At 70.1% G+C, this 23,746-nt stretch carries 25 protein-coding genes; 9 read left to right on the forward strand and 16 right to left on the reverse strand.

What is annotated here, in order from left to right; translation table 11 throughout:
- Positions 1-16: 16 nt before the first annotated feature.
- On the reverse strand, positions 17-1,303 hold the full coding sequence (gene murA, locus BJY22_RS17465) for a UDP-N-acetylglucosamine 1-carboxyvinyltransferase (RefSeq protein WP_167208079.1): 1,287 nt from the start codon (positions 1,301-1,303) through the stop codon (positions 17-19).
- A 49-nt stretch (positions 1,304-1,352) separates the two neighbouring features.
- Here murA and BJY22_RS17470 point away from each other — a divergent pair, with 49 nt between their 5' ends.
- On the forward strand, positions 1,353-1,934 hold the full coding sequence (locus BJY22_RS17470) for a cob(I)yrinic acid a,c-diamide adenosyltransferase (RefSeq protein WP_167208081.1): 582 nt from the start codon (positions 1,353-1,355) through the stop codon (positions 1,932-1,934).
- Here BJY22_RS17470 and sppA read toward each other — a convergent pair.
- Positions 1,931-3,583 carry a signal peptide peptidase SppA gene (sppA, locus tag BJY22_RS17475; RefSeq protein ID WP_167208083.1) on the reverse strand — a complete coding sequence of 551 codons (1,653 nt, stop codon included), beginning with the start codon at positions 3,581-3,583 and terminating at the stop codon, positions 1,931-1,933. The genes BJY22_RS17470 and sppA overlap by 4 nt on opposite strands.
- A 31-nt stretch (positions 3,584-3,614) precedes the next feature.
- Positions 3,615-3,947: a hypothetical protein gene (locus tag BJY22_RS17480; protein WP_167208085.1), complete on the reverse strand. Its 333-nt coding sequence runs from the start codon at positions 3,945-3,947 to the stop codon at positions 3,615-3,617.
- A 144-nt stretch (positions 3,948-4,091) separates the two neighbouring features.
- Here BJY22_RS17480 and BJY22_RS17485 point away from each other — a divergent pair, with 144 nt between their 5' ends.
- The 3 genes from BJY22_RS17485 to BJY22_RS17495 all read left to right on the forward strand — a co-directional run bounded on the left by BJY22_RS17485 (position 4,092) and on the right by BJY22_RS17495 (position 7,395).
- On the forward strand, positions 4,092-4,490 hold the full coding sequence (locus BJY22_RS17485) for an STAS domain-containing protein (protein WP_167208087.1): 399 nt from the start codon (positions 4,092-4,094) through the stop codon (positions 4,488-4,490).
- A gap of 75 nt (positions 4,491-4,565) precedes the next feature.
- The gene (locus tag BJY22_RS17490) at positions 4,566-6,578 is read left to right on the forward strand and encodes a protein meaA (protein WP_167208089.1); all 2,013 of its coding nucleotides are present in this window, start codon (positions 4,566-4,568) and stop codon (positions 6,576-6,578) included.
- Positions 6,565-7,395 (forward strand): aldo/keto reductase, encoded by an 831-nt coding sequence (locus BJY22_RS17495; RefSeq protein WP_167208091.1) that lies wholly within the window; start codon positions 6,565-6,567, stop codon positions 7,393-7,395. The genes BJY22_RS17490 and BJY22_RS17495 overlap by 14 nt, the downstream gene beginning before the upstream one ends.
- A gap of 1 nt (position 7,396) precedes the next feature.
- On the opposite strand, the gene BJY22_RS17500 is transcribed toward BJY22_RS17495, so the two are convergent.
- Genes BJY22_RS17500 through BJY22_RS17520 form a run of 5 tightly spaced genes read right to left on the reverse strand, consistent with a single transcriptional unit; the run spans position 7,397 to position 12,164 of the window.
- Positions 7,397-8,635, reverse strand: a complete 1,239-nt coding sequence (locus BJY22_RS17500) for an MFS transporter (RefSeq protein ID WP_167208093.1) — start codon at positions 8,633-8,635, stop codon at positions 7,397-7,399.
- The gene (locus BJY22_RS17505; protein ID WP_167208095.1) at positions 8,632-9,828 is read right to left on the reverse strand and encodes an amidohydrolase; all 1,197 of its coding nucleotides are present in this window, start codon (positions 9,826-9,828) and stop codon (positions 8,632-8,634) included. The genes BJY22_RS17500 and BJY22_RS17505 overlap by 4 nt, the downstream gene beginning before the upstream one ends.
- 28 nt (positions 9,829-9,856) lie before the next feature.
- Positions 9,857-10,486, reverse strand: coding sequence for a GntR family transcriptional regulator (locus tag BJY22_RS17510; protein ID WP_167208097.1), 630 nt, complete (start codon positions 10,484-10,486; stop codon positions 9,857-9,859).
- 59 nt (positions 10,487-10,545) lie between these two features.
- Complete coding sequence (locus tag BJY22_RS17515) at positions 10,546-11,202, reverse strand: response regulator (protein WP_167208099.1); 657 nt, start codon at positions 11,200-11,202, stop codon at positions 10,546-10,548.
- Entirely contained in the window at positions 11,199-12,164 is a 966-nt protein-coding gene (locus tag BJY22_RS17520) for a histidine kinase (protein WP_167208101.1), read from the reverse strand. Before BJY22_RS17520 ends, BJY22_RS17515 begins: the two co-directional genes overlap by 4 nt.
- A gap of 117 nt (positions 12,165-12,281) precedes the next feature.
- On the opposite strand from BJY22_RS17520, the gene BJY22_RS17525 reads away from it, so the two are divergent.
- From BJY22_RS17525 to BJY22_RS17535, 3 genes are read left to right on the forward strand one after another with little or no spacing between them, the layout of a single operon-like run.
- Entirely contained in the window at positions 12,282-12,599 is a 318-nt protein-coding gene (locus BJY22_RS17525) for a TraR/DksA family transcriptional regulator (RefSeq protein WP_167208103.1), read from the forward strand.
- Positions 12,600-12,607: 8 nt separating this feature from the next.
- A complete protein-coding gene (locus tag BJY22_RS17530) occupies positions 12,608-12,982 on the forward strand; it encodes a TraR/DksA family transcriptional regulator (protein WP_202891159.1) in 375 nt (124 codons plus the stop codon).
- Entirely contained in the window at positions 12,979-13,716 is a 738-nt protein-coding gene (locus tag BJY22_RS17535) for a rod shape-determining protein (protein ID WP_167208104.1), read from the forward strand. Before BJY22_RS17530 ends, BJY22_RS17535 begins: the two co-directional genes overlap by 4 nt.
- Here the strand turns inward: BJY22_RS17535 and BJY22_RS17540 are convergent.
- A complete protein-coding gene (locus tag BJY22_RS17540) occupies positions 13,691-14,179 on the reverse strand; it encodes a pyridoxamine 5'-phosphate oxidase family protein (RefSeq protein ID WP_167208106.1) in 489 nt (162 codons plus the stop codon). The two genes, BJY22_RS17535 and BJY22_RS17540, sit on opposite strands and share 26 nt — an antisense overlap.
- An 82-nt stretch (positions 14,180-14,261) precedes the next feature.
- On the opposite strand from BJY22_RS17540, the gene BJY22_RS17545 reads away from it, so the two are divergent.
- Positions 14,262-16,139 (forward strand): hypothetical protein, encoded by a 1,878-nt coding sequence (locus BJY22_RS17545; protein ID WP_238350386.1) that lies wholly within the window; start codon positions 14,262-14,264, stop codon positions 16,137-16,139.
- Here BJY22_RS17545 and BJY22_RS17550 read toward each other — a convergent pair.
- Entirely contained in the window at positions 16,132-16,845 is a 714-nt protein-coding gene (locus tag BJY22_RS17550) for an SDR family NAD(P)-dependent oxidoreductase (protein ID WP_167208108.1), read from the reverse strand. The two genes, BJY22_RS17545 and BJY22_RS17550, sit on opposite strands and share 8 nt — an antisense overlap.
- 141 nt (positions 16,846-16,986) lie before the next feature.
- Here BJY22_RS17550 and BJY22_RS17555 point away from each other — a divergent pair, with 141 nt between their 5' ends.
- Positions 16,987-17,982, forward strand: coding sequence for a sigma-70 family RNA polymerase sigma factor (locus BJY22_RS17555; protein WP_167208110.1), 996 nt, complete (start codon positions 16,987-16,989; stop codon positions 17,980-17,982).
- On the opposite strand, the gene BJY22_RS17560 is transcribed toward BJY22_RS17555, so the two are convergent.
- From BJY22_RS17560 to BJY22_RS17585, 6 genes are all read right to left on the reverse strand, one after another.
- Positions 17,956-18,675: an isocitrate lyase/PEP mutase family protein gene (locus BJY22_RS17560; RefSeq protein ID WP_167208112.1), complete on the reverse strand. Its 720-nt coding sequence runs from the start codon at positions 18,673-18,675 to the stop codon at positions 17,956-17,958. The genes BJY22_RS17555 and BJY22_RS17560 overlap by 27 nt on opposite strands.
- Before the next feature lie 10 nt (positions 18,676-18,685).
- Complete coding sequence (locus tag BJY22_RS17565; RefSeq protein ID WP_167208114.1) at positions 18,686-19,147, reverse strand: carboxymuconolactone decarboxylase family protein; 462 nt, start codon at positions 19,145-19,147, stop codon at positions 18,686-18,688.
- 67 nt (positions 19,148-19,214) lie between these two features.
- Positions 19,215-19,382, reverse strand: coding sequence for a hypothetical protein (locus BJY22_RS17570; protein WP_167208116.1), 168 nt, complete (start codon positions 19,380-19,382; stop codon positions 19,215-19,217).
- A gap of 131 nt (positions 19,383-19,513) precedes the next feature.
- Positions 19,514-19,729, reverse strand: coding sequence for a hypothetical protein (locus BJY22_RS17575; protein ID WP_167208118.1), 216 nt, complete (start codon positions 19,727-19,729; stop codon positions 19,514-19,516).
- A complete protein-coding gene (locus BJY22_RS17580) occupies positions 19,726-20,799 on the reverse strand; it encodes a fatty acid desaturase family protein (protein ID WP_167208120.1) in 1,074 nt (357 codons plus the stop codon). Before BJY22_RS17580 ends, BJY22_RS17575 begins: the two co-directional genes overlap by 4 nt.
- Positions 20,800-20,946: 147 nt before the next feature.
- Positions 20,947-23,742, reverse strand: a complete 2,796-nt coding sequence (locus tag BJY22_RS17585) for an ATP-binding protein (RefSeq protein ID WP_167208122.1) — start codon at positions 23,740-23,742, stop codon at positions 20,947-20,949.
- Positions 23,743-23,746 lie beyond the last annotated feature (4 nt).

Consider the following 23,746-nt stretch of genomic DNA (forward strand, 5'->3'; position numbering starts at 1 on the left):
GCCCTTGGAGCGGGGGTCAGCTCCAGTACAGCTCCGCGTCGTCGGGCTCGACGACCACGTCGGCGCCGAGGCGGCGCAGGTTGCCGGCGAAGTCGGTGTAGCCGCGGTGCACGTGGTGGGCGGCCGACACCAGCGTCTCGCCCTCGGCCGCGAGACCGGCCAGCACCAGCGCGGCTCCCGCACGGATGTCGGAGGCGACCACGGGTGCGCCGGAGAGCCGCGGTACGCCGCGGACCACCGCGTGATGCCCGTCGGTCTGGATCTGCGCACCGAGCCGGGTCAGCTCCTGTGCGAACGTGAACCGGCCCTCGAAGAGGTTCTCGGTCACCATCGCCGCGCCGTCGCTGATCGCGTTCAGCGCGATCACGAACGCCTGCAGGTCGGTCGCGAACCCGGGGTAGGGGAGCGTGACCACGTCCACCGGCTTCGGCCGGTCGTGCATCCGGACCCGGAACCCGGGATTCAGCACGGTGATCTCCGCGCCGGCCTTGTGCAGCTTGTCGAGCGGCAGCTCCAGATGCTCGGCGTGTCCGTTCGCGACCGTGACGTCACCCTTGGTGATCGCGGCTGCGAACGCCCAGCTCCCGGACACGATCCGGTCCGGGATCACGACGTGGTCCACCGGGTTCAGCAGGCCGCTCACCCCGGTGATCTCGATCCGCGGCGAGCCCGCGCCGTCGATCTGCGCGCCCATCTCGACCAGCATCGTGGCGATGTCCTGGATCTCCGGCTCGCGGGCGGCGTTCTCGATCACGGTGGTGCCCTTCGCGAGCACCGCCGCCATCATGATCGTCTCGGTCGCGCCGACGCTCGGGAAGTCCAGCCAGACCTCGGCGCCGTGCAGGCCCTGCGGGGCCTCGGCGATCACGAAACCGTGCTCGATGTGCACCTTCGCACCCATCGCCTCCAGGCCGGCGACGTGCATGTTCAGCCCGCGGGACCCGATGTTGTCACCGCCCGGCAGCGCCACCTCCGCCTGACCGCAGCGGGCCAGCAGCGGGCCGAGCACCGAGATCGAGGCGCGCAGCTTGCGGACCAGGTCGTAGTCGCACTGGTGCCCGATCGTCCCCGGGACGGCGATCGTGGCGAGCCGCCCCTCCGCGTCCACCTTGACCGAGCAGCCGAGCGTGTCCAGCAGTTGCGCCATGAACGTGACGTCCAGGATGCCCGGCACCTGCCGCAGCGTCGTCGTACCCTCCGCCAGCAGCGCTGCCGCCATCAGCTTGAGCACACTGTTCTTCGCCCCGGCCACCTCGACAGTGCCGTCGAGCCGTGCCTCACCTGCGATCCGAAACCGTTCCACCGGTCGACTGTAGCGTTTGACGCTCCGGGGGTTTGCGTAGAGTCCTGGCATGGCTGTGAACTTGACGCGGATCTACACCCGTACCGGTGACGCCGGCGAGACCCGCCTCGGCGACAACTCCACGACGTCGAAGACCGACCCGCGGCTGGCGGCGTACGGCGAGGTCGACGAGGCGAACTCGGCGATCGGTGTGGCCATCGCGGCCGGTCACCTGAACACTGCGCTCGTGGTCCTGCTGACCCACGTCCAGAACGACCTGTTCGACGTCGGCGCGGACCTGTGCAACCCGATCACGCCGGACCCCGAGTACCCGCCCCTGCGCATCACCCAGGACTACATCGATCGGCTCGAGGGCTGGTGCGACGACTACAACAGTCGTTTGACCAAGCTCCGGTCGTTCATCCTGCCCGGCGGGACCGAGGGCGCGGCGTACCTGAACGTCGCCCGCACGGTCGTCCGCCGCGCCGAGCGGGCCGGCTGGGCCGCCGTCGAGGCGCACGGGCCGTCCGTCAACCTGCTCGCGCTCACCTATCTGAACCGCCTGTCCGACCTGCTGTTCATCCTCGGCCGTGTCGCCAACCTGTCGTCCGGCGGCGACGTCCTCTGGGTCCCTGGCGGCGAGCGTTCCTAGCCGATCTCCCACCTGAACGGCATCCGCAGTACGCCGGCCGGCGGCAGCCCGAGCGCGCTGTAGAGACCGGTGGTCAGGCCGTCGAGCGTCAACGGCGCCGCACTGACAGCCAGATCATCGGTCGTCGTGGGGGCCTTCAGCTGACTGAGCAGGTTGCGGTGCGGCACCGAGGTCACGGCGATCTCGTCGCGGTCCAGACCGGCCCGGTTGCAGGCGAGCGTGAGCGCGTGCTGGAACCCGCCGAGCTCGTCGACCAGCTTGTGGCTGTGCGCGTCGGCACCGGTCCAGACCCGTCCGCGGGCCAGCGACTCCAGCCGCTCCTCGGGCAGGCCGCGGTCCTGGGCCGCCTTGGCGACGAAGTCCTTGTAGATGCGGTCGAGGGTCTCCTCCAGCCGCGCCCACTGCTCGTCGGTGAACTCCTCCTGCGCCGAGTACATCTGCGCGTTCGCACCCTCGGACACGGCCTCGCGCGAGATCCCGATCCGCTCGAGCGCATCCCGTACGACGCCCTTGCCGGTCAGTACGCCGATCGACCCGGTGATCGTGCCGGGCTGCGCGACGATCACGTCGGCCGGCATCGCGACGAAGTACCCGCCGGATGCGGCGACTCCGCCCATCGACGCGATCACCGGTCGTCCGGTCGACCTCAACCGCAGTACTTCGTTGCGGATCGCGTCGGAGGCGACGTACGAACCTCCCGGGCTGTCGACGCGCAGCACCACGGCCTTCACGCGCTCGTTGTCGGCCACCGCGCGCAGTGCGGCGCCGACGGTGTCCGAGCCGGAGCCGGGACCGCCGAGCGGGCTGTTGGAGTTGCGGCCGACCGCGATGCCACCCGTCACCCGCACCACCGCCACCAGCGGCTTCTGCGGCCAGGGAAGCGTTTTGCGGATCTCGTCCAGCGTCCGTGGACCACGCCGGATGTACCGCTCGGCCAGCAGCCTGTCGTCGTACTGCAGCTGCTTCTCGAGCTCGTCGTACACGTCCGACCTGTAGCCGAGCCGATCGACCAGACCGGCGTCCAGACCGGTCTGCGCGGGCAGCGGCGCACTGTCGACGAGCTCTCGTACCCGTGCGGTGTCCAGCCGCCGCCGTACGGCGATCCCCTCGACGATCTGCTCGTACGCCGACTCCGCGAGCCGGGACGCCATCTCACGGGCCGGCGGCGTCATCTCGCGCTCGGTGAACGTGTCGGCGGCCGTCTTGTACTCACGCCGCTTGCCGAACTGCGGGATCACGCCCGTCTTGTCGAGGGCGCCGCGGATGAAGACCGCCTGCACGGACACACCCGTGATGGCCAGGTCGCCGGACGGCTGCAGCCAGATCTCGTCGAACGCCGTCGCCAGGTAGTAGGGGACCGTTCCCTGACCGGTCTCACCGAACGACTCGGTCCACGCGACCGCGGGCTTGCCCGACGTACGGAAGTCCGCCACCGCCTCGCGCAGCTCCTGCACCTGCGCCAGCGACAGCCGGTGTCCGCCCAGGTGGGCGATCACGCCGACCACCGAGTCGTCACGCGCGCCCTTCCGCAGCGCGCCGACCAGTTCGCGCAGCGTCGGCAGGTGGCGCGACCGGAACGCCGCCACCGGCGAGGCAGGCGGCGTCTCGAGCACGCCGCGGGTCAGGTCCAGCTCAAGCAGAGTCCCCATACCAAGACCCTAGACCCCCGGCAAAGCAGACTCAGGGAGCGTCGAGCAGGCCGCGGGCCGCGGCCTCGTCGCGCGGCCAGACGTAGACGGTCCAGCCGTCGGTGGTGCGGGCCGCGGTCGCCTTGATACCGAAGTCCTTCAGGCGGGACACGAGGACGCGGGCCTCGTTGTAGTTCGCCACGGTGCGGATGTCGACGAGCAGGCCGAACGCGTCCCGGTCCGCGGGCGTGTGGTCGACCCGCCGGACCAGCGACCCGCCCTTGGCCTTCGAGAAGGCCCAGCGGCACAGCAGCACCATCACACCGGCCAGGGCGAAGGCCACCACCGGGAACAGGAAGTACTGTTCGGCGAACACAGCCACCATTGTCCCGCGAATCGTGTCTCGCGAAGCAAAAGTTCGTGAGGTCTTGGCAACCTTCCGTGTCTCCAGGGAGTCTTTACTCTCACAGACGCTGTCACGCGGCCGATGGAAACCTCGGGGGCCGCCGGAAGAGCGGAGGGCACGGACATGCTCGCACCGACCCACAGCACACCTGACAACCGCGACAACACCGAGACCGACAACACCAGCACCGACAACACCCGCACCGACAACACCAGGGACCACCGCGACAACGTGGTGCACCTGACCGGCATCCTGGACGTGCGCTCGGTCGGCGACGTCCGTCAAACTCTCAACGACCTGATCGACACCTCCGACGGTGACGTCATCGTCGACCTGGAGGAGGTCGACGCGGTCGACGCGACCGGCCTCGGCCTGCTGGTCGCGACCCACCGCCGGACCCAGCTGCTCGGCCGGCAACTGGTGCTCTGGCACCCGATGCCGTCGGTGGTCCGGATCCTCGCGGTCACCCGCCTGCACCGGGTGCTGAACGTCGAACGGACCCCGCTCCCGATCAGCGCCTGACTGTGATGTAGGCCCCTGGTGACGCCAGTCACGAGAGGCAGACTCACAAGGTCACGCAGTCCTACTCTCGGGTACATGGCGACCGAGAAGGATCGACCCTGGGTGATGCGCACGTACGCGGGCCACTCGTCCGCGGCGGAGTCCAACGCGCTGTTCCGCCGGAACCTCGCGAAAGGCCAGACCGGACTGTCGGTCGCCTTCGACCTGCCCACCCAGACCGGGTACGACGCGGACCATCCGCTGGCCAAGGGCGAGGTCGGCAAGGTCGGCGTACCGGTCGCGCACCTGGGTGACGTCCGCGCGCTGTTCGACCAGATCCCGCTCGCCCAGATGAACACGTCGATGACGATCAACGCGACCGCGATGTGGTTGCTCGCGCTGTACCAGGTCGCGGCGCAGGAGCAGGGCGCGCTGCCGGACGAGCTGACCGGGACGACGCAGAACGACATCGTGAAGGAGTACCTGTCGCGCGGGACGTACGCGTTCCCGCCGGACGCGTCGCTGCGGCTGACGACCGATGTGATCGCTTACACGGTCTCCACCATGCCGAAGTGGAACCCGATCAACATCTGCAGCTACCACCTCCAGGAGGCCGGCGCGACGCCGGTGCAGGAGCTGGCGTTCGCGTTGTCGACGGCGATCGCCGTCCTGGACCGGGTACGCGACGGTGGGCAGGTGCCGCCGGAGCGGTTCGGGGACGTGGTGCAGCGGATCTCGTTCTTCGTGAACGCCGGCGTGCGGTTCATCGAGGAGACGTGCAAGATGCGCGCGTTCGTCCGGCTCTGGGACGAGCTGACGGAGCAGCGGTACGGCGTCACGGACCAGCGCGCGCGCCGGTTGCGGTACGGCGTACAGGTGAACTCGCTCGGGCTGACCGAGGCGCAGCCGGAGAACAACGTGCAGCGGATCGTCCTGGAGATGCTCGGCGTCACGCTGTCGAAGAACGCGCGGGCGCGGGCGGTACAGCTACCGGCGTGGAACGAGGCGCTCGGGTTGCCGCGGCCCTGGGACCAGCAGTGGTCGCTGCGGATGCAGCAGGTGCTGGCGTACGAGTCCGACCTGCTCGAGTACGACGACATCTTCGACGGGTCGCACGTGATCGAGGCGAAGGTGTCCGAGCTGGTCGAGGGTGCGCGCGAGGAGATCGATCGGGTGCAGGCGATGGGCGGAGCGGTCGCCGCGGTCGAGAGCGGGTACCTGAAGCAGGCGCTCGTCGCGTCGCATGCCGAGCGCCGGCAGCGGATCGAGTCCGGTGAACAGGTCGTCGTCGGGGTGAACCGGTTCGAGAACACCGAGCCGTCGCCGCTGACCGCCGACCTCGACACCGCCATCCAGACCGTCGACCCGGCGGCCGAGGCCGCTGCGCTGACGTCGCTGAAGGAGTGGCGCGCCGCGCGCGATGGCGACGCGGTCGAGGCCGCGCTGGCGAAGCTGCGGGCTGCCGCGAAGGGCAGCGAGAACCTCATGCCGGTGACGCTCGAGTGCGCGCGGGCCGGGGTGACGACGGGGGAGTGGGCCGGGGTCCTGCGGGAGATGTACGGCGAGTACCGCGCGCCGACCGGGGTGGCCGGATCCGTCGGCGTGTCAGCGGGTGGGGCCGAGATCGCCGCCGTCCGCGAGAAGGTCTCGTCGACCTCCGAGGAGCTGGGTGGCCGGTTGCGGCTGCTGGTCGGCAAGCCCGGTCTCGACGGTCACTCGAACGGCGCGGAGCAGGTCGCCGTCCGCGCCCGCGACGTCGGATTCGAGGTCATCTATCAGGGCATCCGGCTGACGCCCGAGCAGATCGTCGCCGCCGCCGTCGCGGAGGACGTCCACTGCGTGGGGCTGTCGATCCTGTCCGGCTCGCACATGGCGCTGGTCCCGCAGGTGGTGCAGGGCCTCCGCGAAGCCGGTCTCGAAGACGTCCCGGTGGTGGTCGGCGGCATCGTCCCGGACGCCGACGCCAAGGCCCTGCTGTCGGCCGGAGTGGCCGCCGTCTACACACCGAAGGACTATGACCTCACCGGCATGATGTCCGACGTGGTCGACGTGATACGTCACGCGAACAAGGTGGAGGGCGTGGTAGAAGGAGAGCATGACTCTCGATGACCCGCGCGCCACTCGGGCGCTGTCCAACGGAAGTGCGATCCCGGTCTTCGGACTCGGTGTCTGGCAGGTGGACGACGGGGCGGAGTGTGAGCGTGCCGTCGGCGACGCGCTCGCGACCGGCTACCGGTTGATCGACACCGCGCAGGGATACGGGAACGAGGAGAGCGTCGGCCGGGCGATCCGCGACAGCGGGATCCCGCGGGAGGAGATCTTCCTGACGACGAAGTTCTACCCGGGCGGCAAGGACGCGCGGGTGGAGGCGGAGAAGAGCCTCGAGCGGCTCGGGACCGACTACCTCGACCTGTACCTGATCCACTGGCCGCAGGGCGGGCCGACCTGGGCGTGGCCGGGGATGGAGGCGGCGGTGGAGGCCGGCCTGACCAAGGGCATCGGCATCTCCAACTTCAGCGCCGCCGAGCAGCTGGAGCTGTCCAAGGTCGCCGGGATCCAGCCCGCGGTGAACCAGATCCAGTTCAGCCCGTTCGAGTACCGCCAGGGCCTGCTCGAGGCCTGCGAGGAGGCGAACGTGGTCGCGCAGGCGTACAGCCCGCTCGGCACCGGGCGGCACCTCGACGACCCGGCGGTCGGCCGGATCGCGGAGGCCGTCGGCCGCACGAACGCGCAGGTGCTGATCCGCTGGGCGCTCCAGAAGGGCCTGTCGGTCATCCCGAAGTCGTCGCACAAGAACCGCATCGAGGAGAACTACGCGGTCTTCGACTTCACCCTCGACGACGACGCGGTCGCGACCCTCGACGCCATGGACACCACCCACCGCACTGCGGACGCCTTGTCCCAGAGCAGCAAATGGTGGCACTGATCTAGCTGCCGTACCTGAGCAGACTGGGCGTCCGGCGGGCCAGGGCGGCCATGGACAGGACCAGCAGGGTCGAGCTGACGAAGGTCGTGGGGCCGATGCCGAAGCGTTCGGCGCAGGCGCCGAGGATCAGGGACGTGAGCGGCATGACACCGATCGCCAGTTCCTGGATGCCCAGGGCCCGGCCGTGCAGCGGTGCGTCGGTGGTCATCAGGAGGAGCGTCGTCTGCAGCACCCCGAAGGCGGCGCTCAGCACTCCGATCGCGGTCATCAGCACGAAGGACGCGATCCGGTGGTGGGACAGACCGAACAGCGCCCACGCCGTACCCCACGCGGCGGTGCCGACGACGAACAGGGCGCCTTTGCGGCGGAAGTCGCCCAGCCCGGCGATGACCAGCGAACCGGCGAGGCCGCCCACGCCGGCGCAGGTCAGCAGCCACCCGAGTCCGGCGGCGTCCAGGCCGAGCGATTCCTCGGCGAACACCGGCATGAACGACTGCGCGATCGGCCAGATCAGGATGTTCGCGGCCAGGGTGATGAGCAGGACCGTCGAGGCCGTCCGGTTCCGGGCGATCGCCCGCAGGCCGCTCGTGACCAGGCGCAGCGACGATCCGGTGTGGGCGTGCACGACCTGACCGAGTCCCCGCAGTGGCAGCAGGAGGACGAGCGACACGGCGTACCAGATCGTCGAGACCCAGAGCGCGGCCGGTGCGCCGAGGCCGTTGATGAGCAGACCGCCGGCGGCGGGCCCGATCACCTGGGTCATGTTCAGCGCCATCGAGTTGAGGGCGTTGGCGTTGCTGAGGTTCTCCCGCCCGACCAGGTCGAGGACCAGCGAGGCACGGGCCGGTTGCGACGGCGACTGGGCGAGCCCGAGCGCCAGGCCGCCGACGAGAAGGACGCCGTACGACGCCCTGCCGAGGGTTGCGAATGCGGCGACGATGCCGGCGGACGCCAGTGCCCACGAGCACGCGATGATCAGCAGGCGGACGCGATTGTGCCGGTCCGCAAACGCGCCGCCGACCGGTCCGAGCAGCAGCGGCGCCAGGCGGACTGCACCGAAGACCGCGACCAGGAAGTCCGAATGCGTGGTCTCCCAGGCGAGCCAGCCGAGCACGAGGGTCTGCGTCCACACACCGCCGAAGAAGAACAGGTTGGAGAACCAGAGCAACTGGAACGGGCGGTTCGCGCGCAACGAGCCGAGGGTCCGCCCGACCAGCGCCGGTTGGGTCCGGGTACTCACACCTGCAGTTCGCCGTCGCGGACGACGACCTGACCGCCGGCGATCACCAGTTCACGACGCGGCGCGCGGACCAGCACGTCCGCCGCGTTCTCGGCGTCGAGCAGCACGAGGTCGGCCCGCGCGCCCACGCTGAGACCGTGGTTGTCGCGGTGCACGAACCAGCCGCCGTACCTCGTCGCGAGCTCGACGGCATACGTCAGGTCCTCGTCCGTGCGGAGACCGTGGAGTCGCGCGAATCCGCGGGCGATCTGCAGCAGGTCACCATCGCCGTACGGCGACCACAGATCGCGGATGCCGTCGGTGCCGAGGCCGAGCGGGACCCCGGCCGCCCGCATCTTCCGGAACGGCAACGGCGCCGACGTCGGCGGCGCGACCGTGGTCCAGGAGATCCCTGCCTCGCCCAGTTGCTCCACCAGTTCGGACCGCCGGGCCGGGGCCAGCTCGCCGAGGGCGAACCCGTGCGACACGTTCACCTTGCCCTGCAGCCCGGCCTGCACCGTGCGCTCGGCGATCAGCTCGTACTGGAACGCGCCGAGGTCGCCGCGGTCGTGCAGGTGGATGTCGATCCCGACCCCACGCCGCACCGCGATCTCGAACAGCGCGTCCAGCTGGCCGACCGGGTCGCGGTCGATGGAGGCCGGATCCAGTCCGCCGATGCTGGTAGCACCTTCGGCCGCGGCCTTGTCGAGCAGCTCGAGTACGCCGGGGCGCCGGAGAACACCGTCCTGCGGGAACGCGACGATCTCCACGTCGACCGCGCCGCCGAGCGCGGCCGCGGCCTCGCGAACTCCTGCGATGCCACGCAGTTCGACACCGAGGTCGACGTCGACGTGCGTGCGGGTGGCCGTCGTACCGTGCCGAAGGAACTCGCGCAGGACGGCCGTCGCGCCGCTGACGCTGGGGATGCCGTACTTGTCCCGCTCCGCGCGCTCGTGGGCGATCCGCCCCTGGGTGGTCGGCTGCCCGCCGTACGACACCCACGGCTGGCCCCACCAGCTCTTGTCCACGTGCGCGTGCGCGTTGACGAACCCGGGCAGCGCCAGCAGGCCGCGCCCGTCGATCCGCTGCCCGTCGATCTGCTGCACCGTATCGGTCCCGGCGGGGGTGATGTCCGAGATGACACCGTCGACGATCGTGACGTCGACCGCGTCGCCGCCCCAAGGGCGCACGTCAGCAAGCAGCAGGGAGGTCATGACCAGAATGGTATACCATTTCGGGACGCTAGTTCTGGCCGCGGCGGAGGTCCCGGGACCGGACGAGATGCTCACCGGCCAGCCGCTCGGCCTCGGCGACGTCGCGGTTCGCGATCGCGGTGAACAGCTCCTGGTGCTGCTCGGCGACGGCGACCAGGTCGTCGTGCTGGGTCAGCAGCCAGCGCATCCGGCTCCGCAGCGGCCGCTCGATCTCGACCAGCAGCTCGTTCGACGCCAGCTCGGTGACGATCTCGTGGAAGTCGGCCGCCTTCCGCCGCGCCACCAGCGCGTTCCCCGCCCGGGCGGCGCGCAGCTGTTCGTCCAGCACCGCGTGCAATCGCTCGATGCCTTCCCGGGTACGCCGTTCCGCCGCCAGCCGGAACGTCAGCGGTTCGAAGGCCGCCCGGACCTCGGTCAGATCGGCGATGTCGGAGTCGGTGAACGTCCGCACCACCGCCCACGAGCGCGGCCGCAACGTCACCAGCCCCTCGCCGACCAGCGCCTTCAGCGCCTCCCGCACGGGCACCCGGCTGACCTCGAGCGCGGCCGCCAGTTCCCGCTCGACCAGCCGCTCGCCGGGCAGCCGCACCCCGTCGAGGATCTCGCCCCGCAACAGCCGCGTCACCCGCTCGGTCTCGGACTCCGGAGTCTCAGTCATCGGCCTCTCCAGCGTTTGGTATGCCATCCAGCATGGCGTACCTGCGCGTCAGGACCGAATCACGGCTCGAGCAGTCCGGCCCTGATGGCGTACCGGGTCAGGTCGAGCCGGTCCCGGAGGCCGAGCTTCTGGAGGATGTTCGAGCGGTGCCGTTCGACCGTCTTGACGCTGATCGTGAGCAGTTCGGCGATCTCCTTCGACGAGTTGCCCTCGGCAACCAGCTTGAGGACTTCCTCCTCGCGGGCGGTGAGGATCTGCTGCGGCAGGTCCGCGCCCTGCCGGAGCCGGTCCAGGTAGCTGCGCACCAGCCGCGTCATCGCACCCGGGTACAGGAACGGCTCACCGCGCATCGTCGCCCGGCACGCCTCGACGAGGTCGCGGTCGAGCACCGACTTCAGCACGTACCCCGAGGCGCCGGCCTTCAGCGCCTGGAAGAAGTACTGCTCGTTGTCGTACATCGTCAGCATCAGCACCCGCACGTCCGGCGCCAGGATCGACAGCTCGCGCGCGGCCTGCAGCCCGGTCATCCGCGGCATCGCGATGTCCAGGATCGCGAGATCCACCGGCCGGCTCCGGCACACCGCGACCGCTTCGCTGCCGTCGGCGGCCTCCGCGACCACCTCGAGGTCCGGTTCCCCGTCCAGGATCAGCCGGACGCCGCGCCGTACCAGCGCGTGGTCGTCGGCCAGCAGGATCTTGGTCGTCTCCACCGTCACGCTCCCACGCTGCGGCCGAGTGGCACGGTCAGGCTGACCTGCGTGCCGCCGGAGGGGTTGTCGAGCAGTTCGAGCGTCGCGCCGATCAGCAGGGCCCGCTCGCGCATACCCCGGATCCCGGCGCCCTCGTGCGTCGGCCCGGCGCCACGGCCGTTGTCCTCGATCCGCAGTACGGCGGCCTCGCCCTCGCGGACCAGCGACAGGTCGATCCGCGTCGCGCCTGCGTGCCGCGCGACGTTCGTGAGGCTCTCCTGCGCAACTCGGTACAGCACCAGCTCGGTCTGCTCGTCCAGGACCAGGCCGCCGTCGAACCGCCGCCGGATCTCCAGTCCGGTGTGATCCGACACCTCGGTCGCGAGGGCCGTCAGCGCACTGGTCAGCCCGAGATCCTCCAGTACGCCGGGACGCAGCCGGTGCGCGAGCCGCCGTACCTCGTCCAGACTCGCCCGCGCCGTCTCCTGCGCCTGGGCCAGCTCGCTCCGCAGCGCCGGATCGGGTGCGCGATCGGCCGCCCGCTTCAGATCCATCAGTACGGCGGTCAACGTCTGACCCACCTCGTCGTGCAGCTCGCGCGCGATCCGCCGCCGTTCGGACTCCTGCGCCGACAACGCCCGCGCCGCGCTGGTGGCCCGCTCCCGTTCCAGCCGGTCGAGCATGTCGTTGAACGCCCGCAGCAGATCCGGTACGCCGCCGTGCCCGCGCACCGGGAGCCGCTGACCGGGTCGCAGTACGTCGACCGTGGACATCTGCCGGTTCAGGCGGGCGAGCGGAGCCAGACCGACCCGCAGCAGCGCCGCGTTGGCGACCAGCATCACCGCGAGACCGCCGACCAGGACGATCGCTTCGGTGAGCAGCACCGGCACCGAGACCGTCACCGGCGCCCACAGCAGCAGGGCCGTCGCGGCTCCCAGCACGACCGCGTTGAGCGCGAAGATCCGCCAGAACAGCGACACCGCCGGCACGCTCCTTCCTGAGACCCGGGTTCCCGGCCACTATCGCAGTCCTGCCGCATTCCCGCCCGCGCAAGATGGGTGTTGGTCCCGATAGGCAACCCCTGCGGCAGCGGTCATGGTGTGGACATGAAGACCCACAAGACGGTGCAGCCGGGTGGACACCGGGTTCACGAGATCCTGCAGCGGCTGCAGCACGAGCGGAACACCCGGCTCGCGCAACTGAGCGCGATGGAGGCCGACAAGCCGAACGCCAACGAGGAGTTGGTGACGGCTCAGACCACCGCGATCCGGGTGGTCCTGAAGGAGATCGACGCGGCCGAGGAGCGTGTCGCGGACGGCACGTACGGCGTCTGCCGCGGCTGCGACGCCACCATCCCGGTGGGCCGTCTCGAGATCCTGCCGTACGTCCGGTACTGCGTCCGCTGCCAGCAGCAGGCGCTCTGAGGCCGACCGTGACCAGCCGGACCAACGCGGGTCTGCGACCGGAGGAACTCGCGGTACTGCGAGCGCTGCTCTTGGAACAGCGCGCGTTCCGCCGCGAACAGCTCGCCGGAATCCGGCGCCACGCGAACGAGTCCTCGGGGGAGCAGGCGGAGGAGCTGCCCGTGGTGGAAGCGGGGGCGCGGGCCGAGGTACAGGGGCATCTGGCCGTCGCCGCGCGGCTCGTGCTCGCCGACGTCGAGGCCGCCCTGGACCGGATGGAGACCGGCCACTACGGCCGCTGCCGGGCATGCCGCGCCACGATCGATCTCCCGCGGCTCCGGATCTGCCCTCAGGCTCTGCACTGCGCCGAGTGCCACCGTCTGCAGGAAACCACCGCCCGATGAGGTCCCGACCGCCGACCGGGCTCGCGCTCGACCTCGGCAGCTCCCGCATCCGACTCTGCACCCCCGCCCAACGCAGACCGCTCGACATCCCGCCCGTCCCGGGCCCGCCGCTGGTGTCGCGGGGCCGGATCGTGGACGTGCGCGGAGCAGCCGGGGTGCTGGCCGAGGTCCTCGCGGAGCTGAGGATCACCCGGGCGCAGCTGACCGTGGTGGCGACGACGCCGGTGCTGTGCGGCGATGCGCATCGGGAGGATGTCCGGACCTTGATGGCCGAAGCCGGTGCGGCGACCGTCGTGATGATCGAGGGCGTGAAGGCGGCGGCCCTGGGCGCCGGGATGGATCTGAGCGAGCCCCTCCTGGTTGCCGATGTCGGTGCTCAGCTGACGGAGATCGCGCTGCTCGCGGAGGGTGCGGTCGTCGAGGCACGGCGTACCCTGCTCGGCCTGCACGACCGAGTGCCGGCGGCTGTGCTTGTGGAGGTGATCGGCGACGCAGTACTGGAACTGTTGCGGGGAGAGCGCGGTCCCCAGGTGGCCGATGCGTTGGACCGAGGTGTTCTGTTGGCGGGTGGCGGCGGGCTCCGTCCGGAGATCACCTACAAGCTCGGCCGGCGTCTCGGGATCGTGGTGGGCCCTGCGCCAGCTCCGCACACGGTGGCCGTCCGAGGAGCCGCGAGTGTTGTCCACGCCACGGGTCGGCACCCCGGCGTCAGTCGGCGGACTTTTCCTGGATGAGGTCCTCGACGGCCTTGGGGATGGTGGTCTCGAAGTCGAGCAGCTTGGCCCACGTGAGCGTGACGGTGATGACGACCATCTCGTCGTACAGCGCCTTGACGCCCGCGGACCACTCCGGGTACTGCTCGTCGGTCACGTTCTTGTGGCCGGCCCGCAGGTAGCCCTCGGGGACGCCCTTGACCGTGGTGAGCTCGGCGGTGCCGCGCAGCAGCAGCACCTTGGGCGGGAAGGCGCCGGTGTCGATCGTCAACGCGACCTTCGGGTTCTTGCGGAGCGCGGCGACCTTGGCGGACTTCGGGACGGTGGCCATCACGAGCTGCTCGCCCTCGAACCAGAACCCGATCGGGATGACCCGCGGGTCCCCGTCGAGTCCGTCGTAGGCGAACCGGGCCGGGTCGGGGCCGTTGATGAGCTGCTGCGCGTACGGCTTGGCGAGGATCTCGGCGATCTGCTGCTGGTTCATGTCGGTTCCCGTCTCTGAGGGGGTTTCTCATCAGGGGGACGGAGCCGCCGTACGGTTCTCGACATCGATAGGTTGGCGAATCGTGGAAAGTTTTGCGTTCGGCCCGGGGACGGTCCAGGTAGCTGACGACGGAGCGGTCGCGCAGGTGCTGCACCCGGACGGCCGGCGGGTGTTGCTGGGCGACGGCCCCGACAGCGTGGTGCACGACAGCCTGCACGCCTGGGGCAAGGGCTTCGTGATCACCGACCGCGGCGCGTTCCGGTTCGACAGCCCGGCGTTCACCCGGTGGCGGAGCAGCGGTATCGACCTGCTGTACCAGTTCGGCGAGCTCGAGCTGCGCGTCGGCCGGCGCTTCGGCGAGCGGTGGACCGAGACCTACGAGCTGCGCAACACCGGGTCCGGCCCGGTCGAGATCGGCTCGGTGGCGGTGAGTACGCCGTACCGCGACGTCTACACGTCGAGCCGGGAGAGTCTGACCGGCGCTGTGCACGCGCACGTCTGGACGGGCGGGGCGGACGCGTGGGTCTGGGCGGTCCCGATGGACGGCAGCGGGCCGGGCCTCGGGCTCCAGCTCGAGGAGGGCGAGCTGTGGGCGTACTCGGTCGAGTCCCGCGAGCCCGGTACGAGCAGCAACATTCGCGGTCACATCTACCTGCACGTGACCGACCAGGCACGCGCGCCGCACGCGATGGGCGGCCAGCCGGCGATCACGCTCGCGCCCGGGGCGTCGTACCGCTGGACCTGGCAGCTGGCCTGGTACGACGACCTGCCCGCCTTCCATGCGGACCGTGAACCGCTGATCGACGCCGACCGGCTCACGGCCGAGGTGAACGAGCCGATCCGGCTGCGTGACGGCCGCGAGATCACCAGCAGCGAGCCCGGCATCCAGTACGTCGACGCGCCCGGCGGCAGGTCCCGCATCGCGGTGCTGTTCCACGAGCCGCTGCGGGTCATCGCCGAGCGTCGCGCCCGGTTCGTCCTCGACCATCAGCGGCGGCCGGAGCTGCCGGACAGTCGCCGGTACGCGTTCGTGCCGTTCGACAACGACAGCGGTCTGACCGTGCTGTCCAGCGCGTGGCGCGACTGGTCCGACGCCCGCGAACGCGTCGGCATGGCTCTTCTTCTCCAGGAGGTCCGCGACCGCGGCTGGGGCGATCGCGCGGAACTGGACGAGGCCCTCGCCGGCTACGAGCAGTTCGTCCGAGAGCACCTGCTCGACGACCAGGGCACGATCCAGGACGACAGCATCCATCAGAACGCCGTACGGCTGTACAACTTCCCGTGGTTCGCCCGCTTCCTGCTCGGCCAGGGCGACCGCGCCGGCGCGACCCGCATCCTCAACCGGTACTACGAACTCGGCGGCGACCACTTCCTCGCCTTCGACCTCGGCCCGCTGCTGAGCGAACTCGGTCTCCACGACCACCTGGTGCGGCACGCGAAGACCTTCATCGGGTACGGCGACGAGCTGCCGCCGCACGAGGTCAACTACGAGCAGTCGATGGTCGCGCCGCTCCTCGAACTCCTCGCGTCGGCGTACCGCGTGGCGCCCGGCGAGATCGACGGCGCGGAGCTGACCCGGCGCCTGCCGTGGCTGACCGCGTTCGCCGCCGACCAGCCCGACGTACGGCTGCGGCACGTGCCGATCAGACACTGGGACGGGTACTGGTTCGGGCGGTTGCGGTTGTGGGGCGACGTGTTCCCGCACTACTGGTCCGCCTTGAGCGCCGTCGTGTACGCCGCTTGGCCGCGTGACCTCGTGACGCCCGCCGATGCCGCGTGGCTGGACCGCGCGGAGGACGCGATCCTCCACGCCAACCTGGTCAGCTTCGCGGCGGACGGATCGGCGACGTGCGCGTTCGTGTACCCGAGCTGCGTCAACGGGCAGCCCGCCCACATCGCCGATCCACTCGCGAACGACCAGGACTGGGCGCTCGTGTACGCGTTGCGACAGCTCAGCTGAGCAGCGCGGCGTTCTGACGTTCGAGCACCTTGACCGAACCGCCCGCCCAACTCGGAGCCAGCGCCGCGGACAGGGGATCCGGGAAGATCTCCTCCTCGCCGGCCGCGACGCCGTCGAAGATCGCCCGCGCGACCGACGCCGGTGGCGCCTTCGGCACGTCGAGGTCACGCGACATCTCGGTGTCGGTCGGGCCCGTGAGGACGGCGTGGACCCGAACACCCTGCGGACCGAGCAGCGCACGCTGCGACTGGGTCAGCGAGAACGCGGCCGCCTTGGAGATCGAGTACGCCGGGATGATCGGGAACGACGCGATCGCCGCCAGGGACAGCACGTTGACGATCGATCCCCGCGCCTCGACGAGGTGAGGCAGGAACGCTGTGGTGACGGCATGTGGCCCGAAGAGGTTGACGGCCAGATGCCGTTCGAGCAGTGCACGGTCTCCGAGGTCGTCGTACGCCGCGATGCCCGCGTTGTTGATCAGGACGTCGAGGGAGTCGACGGTCTTCGCCGCTGCCTCGATCTGGGCCTCGTCGGTCACGTCGAGGCTCAGGTACGTCACGCGTGGGTCGGCGTGGGTGAGGGGGACCCGCGTACCGGCGTACACGCGCTGGACGCCTCGAAGCAGGGCTTCCTCGACCAGCGCGCGCCCGATGCCCCGGTTGGTTCCGGTGATCAGGACGCTGCGGTCCGCGAAGGGGTTGGGCATGGTGTCTTCTCCGTTCGGTCATGGTGCTTGCACAGGAGACAGACGGCGGTGAAGACGCGAACTTGTCGCTGGGGGATCGATCAGTTCGGGGGAGCTGCGGTGTCGGAACCAGTGCGAGGACAATGACGACGGAGGTGAAGAATGCCTGACGAGCTGCTCCAGCGGGCGCGCGAAGGTGACCGGGAAGCGTTCGCGGCGTTGGTCGAGCCGCATCGCCGTGAGCTGCAGGTGCATTGCTACCGGATGCTCGGGTCGCTGCAGGACGCGGAGGACGCGCTGCAGGAAACGTTGCTCTCGGCATGGATCGGGCTGAGCGGCTTCGAGGAGCGGTCGTCGGTCCGCACCTGGCTCTACCGCATCGCGACGAACAGGTGCCTGAACGCACTGCGGTCGTCGTCGCGCCGACCGGTGCCGGCGGTCCCGCTTCCGGTTCCGGCGCCGGAACCGTCACGGTCGGGGGAGGTGCTGTGGCTGCAGCCGTATCCGGATGTCCTGTTGGAGGGCCTTCCGGATCAGTTACCGGGGCCTGAGGCGCGGTACGAGTCCCGTGAGGCGATCTCGCTTGCTTTCGTCACCGCGGTACAGCTGCTCCCTCCGAATCAGCGCGCCGTACTGCTGCTGCGCGACGTACTGGGCTATCGGGCGAGTGAGACGGCGGAACTGCTCGGTCTCACCGAGGCCGCGGTGAACAGCGCGCTTGCTCGCGCCCGGGCGACGATGGACGCGAAGGCGACCGACCGATCGTCTGTGCACGCCGGCACGGACGAGCGGGCGTTGACCGACCGGTTCGTCGAGGCGTTCACGGCGCAGGACGCCGATGCGCTGGTCGCGCTGATGACCAGTGACGCGTGGGTACGGATGCCGCCGCTGCCGTTCGAGTACCAGGGTCCCGCGGCCGCGCACCGGTTCTTCACCGCGCTGGCCGGGCACCGCCGGCAGATCGCCGCCATGGTCCCGGTGGGCGCGAACCTCCAACCGGCCTGGGGCGAGTATCTGCGTGACCCGGTCACCGGCGGCCTGCACCTGATCGGGGTGCTGGTGATCGGCATCGCCGGGGACCGGATCGACGAGATCACCCACTTCGAGACCTCGGTCGCACCGTACTTCGGTCTACCGCGGACCCTCGCCGAGACTTAGGAGCAGGTCCCGGAGTTGGGCCATCACGTACTCGTGCACGCTCGTCCCGTACGAGATCCGTGTCGCACCGGCCGCGGCGAGCTCGGTCGGCGTCGGTCCACCGGTCTTCGCATGCCCGTTGATCGGTCCGCCGACGGCCTCGGCGACCCGGGCCAGCTGGTCGAGCGGGGCGAGGATCGGATAGACGCAGTCGGCTCCGGCGCGGCGGTACTCGCGTCCGCGCCGTACCGCCTCGTCGACCGGGTCACCGACCGGCCGGACGAACGTGTCCACCCGCGCGTTGATCACCAGCTCGGCACCCGCGGCGGCGCGTACTTCGGCCAGATAGTCGGCCTGCCGCGCGACGTCGACCAAGGAGCCGTCGACCGAGTCCTCGAGGTTGCAGCCGACCGCGCCGGTCTCCAGCAACCGCTCCGCGAACTCCTTCGGCGGCAGACCGTAACCGGCCTCCATGTCGGCCGTCACCGGTACGTCGACCGCACGGGCGATCCGCGCCACGGCGGCGAACATCTCCTCCGGCGGGGTCAGCTGCCCGTCGTCGTACCCGAGCACACGGGCAACCGCCCCGCTGCTCGTGGCGACGGCGGGATAGCCGGCCTCGGCGACCAGACGGGCGCTCACCGGGTCCCACGCGTTCGGCAGGACCAGGGGAGGACCGCCGTGGTGCAGTGCTCTGAACTGCTCCGCTGTCATGGGTGTGACCTCACGGCTTGTAGTGACCGGGCTCCATCCTCCCGGTGACACCCACCCGGGTCCACATGTTGATGGTGATGATCAGCGCGATCAGCTGCGCGAGCTCCTTCTCGTCGAAGGCCTTCGCCGCGACCTCGTACACCTCGTCCGGGACATGGTCGACGCTGATCAGCGTGATCGCCTCGGTCAGCTCCAGCGCCGCCTGCTCTTGCTCGCTGTAGAAGTTCCTCGACTCCCGCCACACCGGCAGCAGGGTGATCCGCTGCTGGTTGTCGTCCAGCTTCAGCAGGTCCAGGGAGTGCATGTCGGTGCAGTAGGCGCACCCGTTGATCTGCGAGGCCCGGATCCGCACCAGATGGGCAAGCTTGGGGTCGATCCCCTCGGCGGACACCCGGTCCACCTCGATCATCGCCTTGTAGAAGTCAGGAACCACGTTGGCGAGCTTGACCCGCCGCGTCGTCGTTGTGCTCATGGCTTCAACTTAGGGTTCCAACGGCCCAGACCCCTGGTCCACTTTCCGTCGAGATCAGTGGGCCATTTCAGGCCTTGGGTCGGCCCACCATGCGGCGCCAGGCGCTGCCGAGGGTGCGCGGTTCGCGCCGCGGGATCGGCTTGAGCAGTTCGTCGACGGCCGATCCCAGCGGATCGAGGTCGGTTTCCGGTGCCGGAGTGACAGGTGCGGTGCGGGTACGACGGAATACGGACATGACATCCCCAAAGGGAGAGGGCCGGTGTGGCCGGCACCTCTGATGGGTGACGTCGATTCCGGAACTACGTTCACCCTACGCCTGTCCGCTCCGGAAAGCGCTCCCCGCGGCTCGTCGGACGCCGCCGTCGGTCAGCCGGCGGAGATCTCTTCGGCGGGCAGCCAGACGGTGGTCTCGGGCCGGTCGTCGTCCTGGTACTGGACGAGGCCGTGCCAACCCGACACCTGGCGGTCGCAGGCGATGAGCCATCCCGACCGCCATTCACCGTCGATCCGGATGTGGACGTGCGCGGGCAGCGCCACGTGGTCCAGCCGATAAGTGTCTTGGTCCACAGGTGGTTCGGTCATGAGGTCTGTACCGCCGTTCCGGTTGACAGAGCTGCGTTCCGGCGGAGGTTCTCTCCGACGGAGTGCATGTGGCGCAGGCCTTGGGCGTAGGAGTCGATGATGCCTGTCGAGAGGTACGGGATTCCGATGTGTTGGCAGTAGGCGCGGACCGCGCCCTGGGCGTGGCGCAGGTTGGCCCGCGGCATGTTCGGGAACAGATGGTGCTCGATCTGGTAGTTCAGGCCGCCCATCAGCCAGTCGGTGATCGGATTGCCGTTGACGTTGCGTGACGTACGGACCTGCTTCTCCAGGTGTCCCCAGCCGGTGCCCGCATCCGGCATCTCCATGCCCTTGTGGTTCGGGGCGAACACGCTGCCGAGATGGAGACCGAACAGCGCGTGGTGGAGCACAGCGAAGACGACGGCCTTTTGCGGCGACATGATCAGCAGCAGCCCGCCGAAGTATACGGCCAGGTGAGCGGCGATCAGGCCGAGCTCGATCGCGGCGGTACGCAGCGGCCGCCGGCTGAGCAGGTAGGTGATGCTCGAGACCTTCAGGCTGATGCCTTCGAGGGTCAGCAGCGGGAAGAAGATCCGGGCCTGGTTACGGCTCAGCCAGCTGTGCACGCCGGTGCGGCCTTCGGCCTGGTCGAGCGTCCAGACCAGGACGCCGGCCGCGACATCGGGATCCTTGTCGGTGTGGTTCGGGTTCGCGTGGTGGCGATTGTGCTTGTCGTTCCACCAGTCGTAGCTCATCCCGAGCAGCAGGTTGGCATGCAGGCGGCCGACGGCGTCGTGAAGCCTGCGCGAGCGTCCGATCTGCTGGTGCCCGGCGTCGTGGCCGAAGAACGCGGCGCGGGTGGTGAACAGCGCGGCGGGTACGGCGAGCAGCAGCACCAGCCACGAGTTGCCGAGCAGGATCAGTCCCGCGACGACCGCGGCCAGACAGAGCAGATTGACGGCGATCGAGACCAGATACCGTCCGGTACGGCGTTCCAGCAGGCCAGCCGTCTTGATCTCGCGGAGCAGCGGCGCGAACTCGCTGCCGCCGGAGCGCCTGGTGCGGGGTAGATCAGTGATGGCAGAAGCCATGAAATCCTCGAAATCGTGCGGGCCGGGTCAGGCCGATGGTGTTCCACGGCGGCATTCCCGCGCGGGTCCAGGCGCAAGTCACGATGACGAGAAACGTTTGCTGTCATTGGTTCAACGCGCCCGGCCGCGGGGAAATTCCGGTTCCGGTCACCAGCGGACGAGTTTCCAGAGGCCGGGGCGTGGCTCGGCGGCGATCTCCGGGGCCGTGCCGTGCGGGGAGCCGACCTCGGCGAAGATCGCCACGGCTGACTTCAGGTGCCGCATCGTCTCGTCCGGATGGCCCAGGGCGTGGTGCAGATCGGCGAGGTTGTTGTGCAGCGCGGCCTCCCGGTGCCGGTCCCCCTGCTCGCTGCACAATCCGAGCGCGGCGGCGGCGAGTTCGAGCGCGGGTTCGAGCTCTCCGCCCGCGCGGTGTGCGAGGGCGAGGTTGTTCAGCGCCGCGACCCGGCCCGGGAGATCGCCGATCTGCTCCGCGAGCTCACGGCCGGCCTCGAGCTGCCGGAAGGCCTCGTCGAGCCGGCCGGACGTAGTCGCGAGCATGCCGAGCAGGTTGTGTGCCTGGCCGAGGGCTCGCCGGTCTCCTGACGCGGTGGCGAACGAGAGGGCCTGCAGGGCGAGGTCCGTCGCCCCGACCGCGTCGCCTGCTTCCTGGCGGGTCAGACTGAGGTCGGCCGTGACCGCAGCGAGCTCGCCGGGCCGATCAGGCGGCAGGAGGTTCAGGGCCTCGCGGAAATGGGCCTCTGCTAGGGCCCATTCGCCGAGCCGGTGCCACAGGCGTCCAAGGCGGTGCTCGATCCCGGGCAGGTCGGCCGTGGATGCTTCCGCGGCCGCCAGCTCATAGCTGCGTACGGCGGCGGTGTAGTTCCCGGCGAGAGTCTCGAGGTCTCCTATCGCGGCGTGCAGGGCTGACGGCTTCTCGTGCCCGAGCGCCAGCGCGGCGCGGAAGTGTTCGAGAGCCTCCGCGTTGGCATGGAGCTCGCGGGCTTCTTCGGCGGCGCCGGCGTAGACGTGCGCGGCCTCCCGATCCTGGCCGGCGAGCTCCAGGTGACGGGCGACTGCTGCTGCCGGGCCGCGGACGGCGCGCGCCGCCCGGGCATGGAGCAGCCGGCGCCGGGCCAGACCGGTGTCCTCGGCAACCAGCCTTCGCAACTGATCGTGGACGAAGTCGTACTCGAGAGCGCCTTCGTGGATCAACCCGCGGTGCACCAGTTCCTCCAGAGCGGCGACGGTCTCCTCGTCGGTACGCCCGCTGACGACACGGACCGTGTCGACGTCGAACGATCGTCCGAGCACCGCGGCGGCGGCCAGGACCTGCCTGCCGGTTTCGCCGACCCTGTCGATCCGTGCCCGGAGGAGGTCGTTGACACCGGCCGGGACCGGCCAGTTCTCGTCCGCGCCTGCTTTCAGCGCGTCGAGATACTCGACCACCAGCAGCGGCACGCCTTCGGTTTCCGCGTACAACCGGCGCGACAGTTCGTGGTTCGTTCCCGGGAGTGCGGTGGCGAGCAGTTCGTCGACCGCGTCCGTCCCCAGCCGGGCGAGGCGCCGTACGGCCCCGACGCCCCGGGCGGCCGCCCCGGCGAACCCGACGGCGGAGCGGTCAGCAGGTGTCCGCCAGGCGAGGACGATCAGCAGGCGGCGCCCGGCGAGCCGCCGTACGCCGTACCTGAGCAGGGCCAGCGAAGCCTCGTCGAGCCATTGCGCGTTGTCGACGTGGATCACGCCCGGAACCGTCCCCGACACAGCGGTCGCGAGCGTGTCCCAGGCGCCGGCCAGGAACCTGGTTTCCGCTCCGGGACCGTCCGTCGCGACGGCCGGTCGGGCCTCGGCGAGTTCGGGCACGAGACGGGACGCTTCGGTGAGCGCGTCGGCCGGTACGTCCGCGACCCACCGGCGGTCCTCGTGCAGGCGGGCCCGGAGCGCGTCGACGATCGGCGCGTAGGCCAGCGTCGCCTCGTCCTCGTACGCACGGCCGGCCAGTACGGCGGCACCGTTGTTCCGCAGCTCGAGGAGGAACTCCTCGACCAAGCGGGTCTTGCCGATGCCGGCCTCGCCCTCGACCACGACCAGCCGGCCGTCGTGATCGATCGCGTCGTAGGCAGTACGCAGCGCGTGAAGGTCCTTGTCCCGGCCGGCGAACGGCGTCCGGGGCGGCTCGTCCTGCGTCGCGGTGGACCCTGTGGTGGCCCCTGTGGTGGACACCGTGGTGGACACCGGGGTCGGCAGCGTTCCGGCGAGGGCTCCGGTGTTGACCGCCTCGTACAGCTCGGTGGTCTCGGGGAGCGGTGCAACACCCAGCTCGCGCGACAAGGTGCGGAGGCACTGGCGGTACTGGAGGATCGCGGCGGCCCGGTCCCCGGTGAGGGCGTACAGCCTGATGAGGGCGCGGTGCGCCGGCTCGTGCAACGGGTCGAGCGACAACCAGCGGCGAGCGTGAGCGAGCGCGTCCGGAAGCCGGCCGGCCCGCTCCTCCTGATCGGCCAGCCGGGCGAGCGCGCCCGTCAGTTCGCGGCGCAGTACGTCGGCCTGGTTGCGGGACCAGTCCTCGAAGTCAGGTGCGTCCCGCAGACCGAATCCCTCGAGGAAGTCGCCGCGGAACAGGGCGGCCGCCGCGGCGAGGTCGCCGGCCGCCAGCAGTCCCCGGAAACAGTCGACATCAACGGTCAGCCCGGCGGATTTCACCAGGCGTACGTGGTCGCGGGTGGCCTCCAGCGACTCAGGCCCGATCGCGGCCCGCAGCGTGGACAGAGTCCGCCGCAACGCTCCGCGCGCACGCTCCACGTCGCTGTCCGGCCACAGCAGGTCGACCAGTGCGTCACGCGGCCGCGGCCGGTCGGCCAGCGCCAGACAGGCAAGCAGAGCCACCGCCTTGCGGGTATCGAACCGGACGAGCGTTCCCGCCCGCTCGACCCGCGGCGGACCCAACAGGCTGACCTCGATCAACGCA

It is taken from the genome of Kribbella shirazensis, from assembly GCF_011761605.1.
GTDB lineage: Bacteria > Actinomycetota > Actinomycetes > Propionibacteriales > Kribbellaceae > Kribbella > Kribbella shirazensis.

Bases quoted from the DNA above. Each gene is read 5' to 3' on its own strand.
- BJY22_RS17495 (WP_167208091.1), top strand. From the start codon at position 6,565: ATGACTCTCGATGACCCGCGCGCCACTCGGGCGCTGTCCAACGGAAGT.
- BJY22_RS17540 (WP_167208106.1), bottom strand. From the start codon at position 14,179: ATGAACCAGCAGCAGATCGCCGAGATCCTCGCCAAGCCGTACGCGCAG.
- BJY22_RS17470 (WP_167208081.1), top strand. From the start codon at position 1,353: ATGGCTGTGAACTTGACGCGGATCTACACCCGTACCGGTGACGCCGGC.
- BJY22_RS17485 (WP_167208087.1), top strand. From the start codon at position 4,092: ATGCTCGCACCGACCCACAGCACACCTGACAACCGCGACAACACCGAG.
- BJY22_RS17560 (WP_167208112.1), bottom strand. From the start codon at position 18,675: ATGACAGCGGAGCAGTTCAGAGCACTGCACCACGGCGGTCCTCCCCTG.
- BJY22_RS17510 (WP_167208097.1), bottom strand. From the start codon at position 10,486: ATGACTGAGACTCCGGAGTCCGAGACCGAGCGGGTGACGCGGCTGTTG.
- BJY22_RS17580 (WP_167208120.1), bottom strand. From the start codon at position 20,799: ATGGCTTCTGCCATCACTGATCTACCCCGCACCAGGCGCTCCGGCGGC.
- BJY22_RS17480 (WP_167208085.1), bottom strand. From the start codon at position 3,947: ATGGTGGCTGTGTTCGCCGAACAGTACTTCCTGTTCCCGGTGGTGGCC.
- BJY22_RS17550 (WP_167208108.1), bottom strand. From the start codon at position 16,845: ATGCCCAACCCCTTCGCGGACCGCAGCGTCCTGATCACCGGAACCAAC.
- BJY22_RS17525 (WP_167208103.1), top strand. From the start codon at position 12,282: ATGAAGACCCACAAGACGGTGCAGCCGGGTGGACACCGGGTTCACGAG.
- BJY22_RS17555 (WP_167208110.1), top strand. From the start codon at position 16,987: ATGCCTGACGAGCTGCTCCAGCGGGCGCGCGAAGGTGACCGGGAAGCG.
- BJY22_RS17570 (WP_167208116.1), bottom strand. From the start codon at position 19,382: ATGTCCGTATTCCGTCGTACCCGCACCGCACCTGTCACTCCGGCACCG.
- BJY22_RS17575 (WP_167208118.1), bottom strand. From the start codon at position 19,729: ATGACCGAACCACCTGTGGACCAAGACACTTATCGGCTGGACCACGTG.
- BJY22_RS17505 (WP_167208095.1), bottom strand. From the start codon at position 9,828: ATGACCTCCCTGCTGCTTGCTGACGTGCGCCCTTGGGGCGGCGACGCG.
- BJY22_RS17565 (WP_167208114.1), bottom strand. From the start codon at position 19,147: ATGAGCACAACGACGACGCGGCGGGTCAAGCTCGCCAACGTGGTTCCT.
- BJY22_RS17535 (WP_167208104.1), top strand. From the start codon at position 12,979: ATGAGGTCCCGACCGCCGACCGGGCTCGCGCTCGACCTCGGCAGCTCC.
- sppA (WP_167208083.1), bottom strand. From the start codon at position 3,583: ATGGGGACTCTGCTTGAGCTGGACCTGACCCGCGGCGTGCTCGAGACG.
- BJY22_RS17490 (WP_167208089.1), top strand. From the start codon at position 4,566: ATGGCGACCGAGAAGGATCGACCCTGGGTGATGCGCACGTACGCGGGC.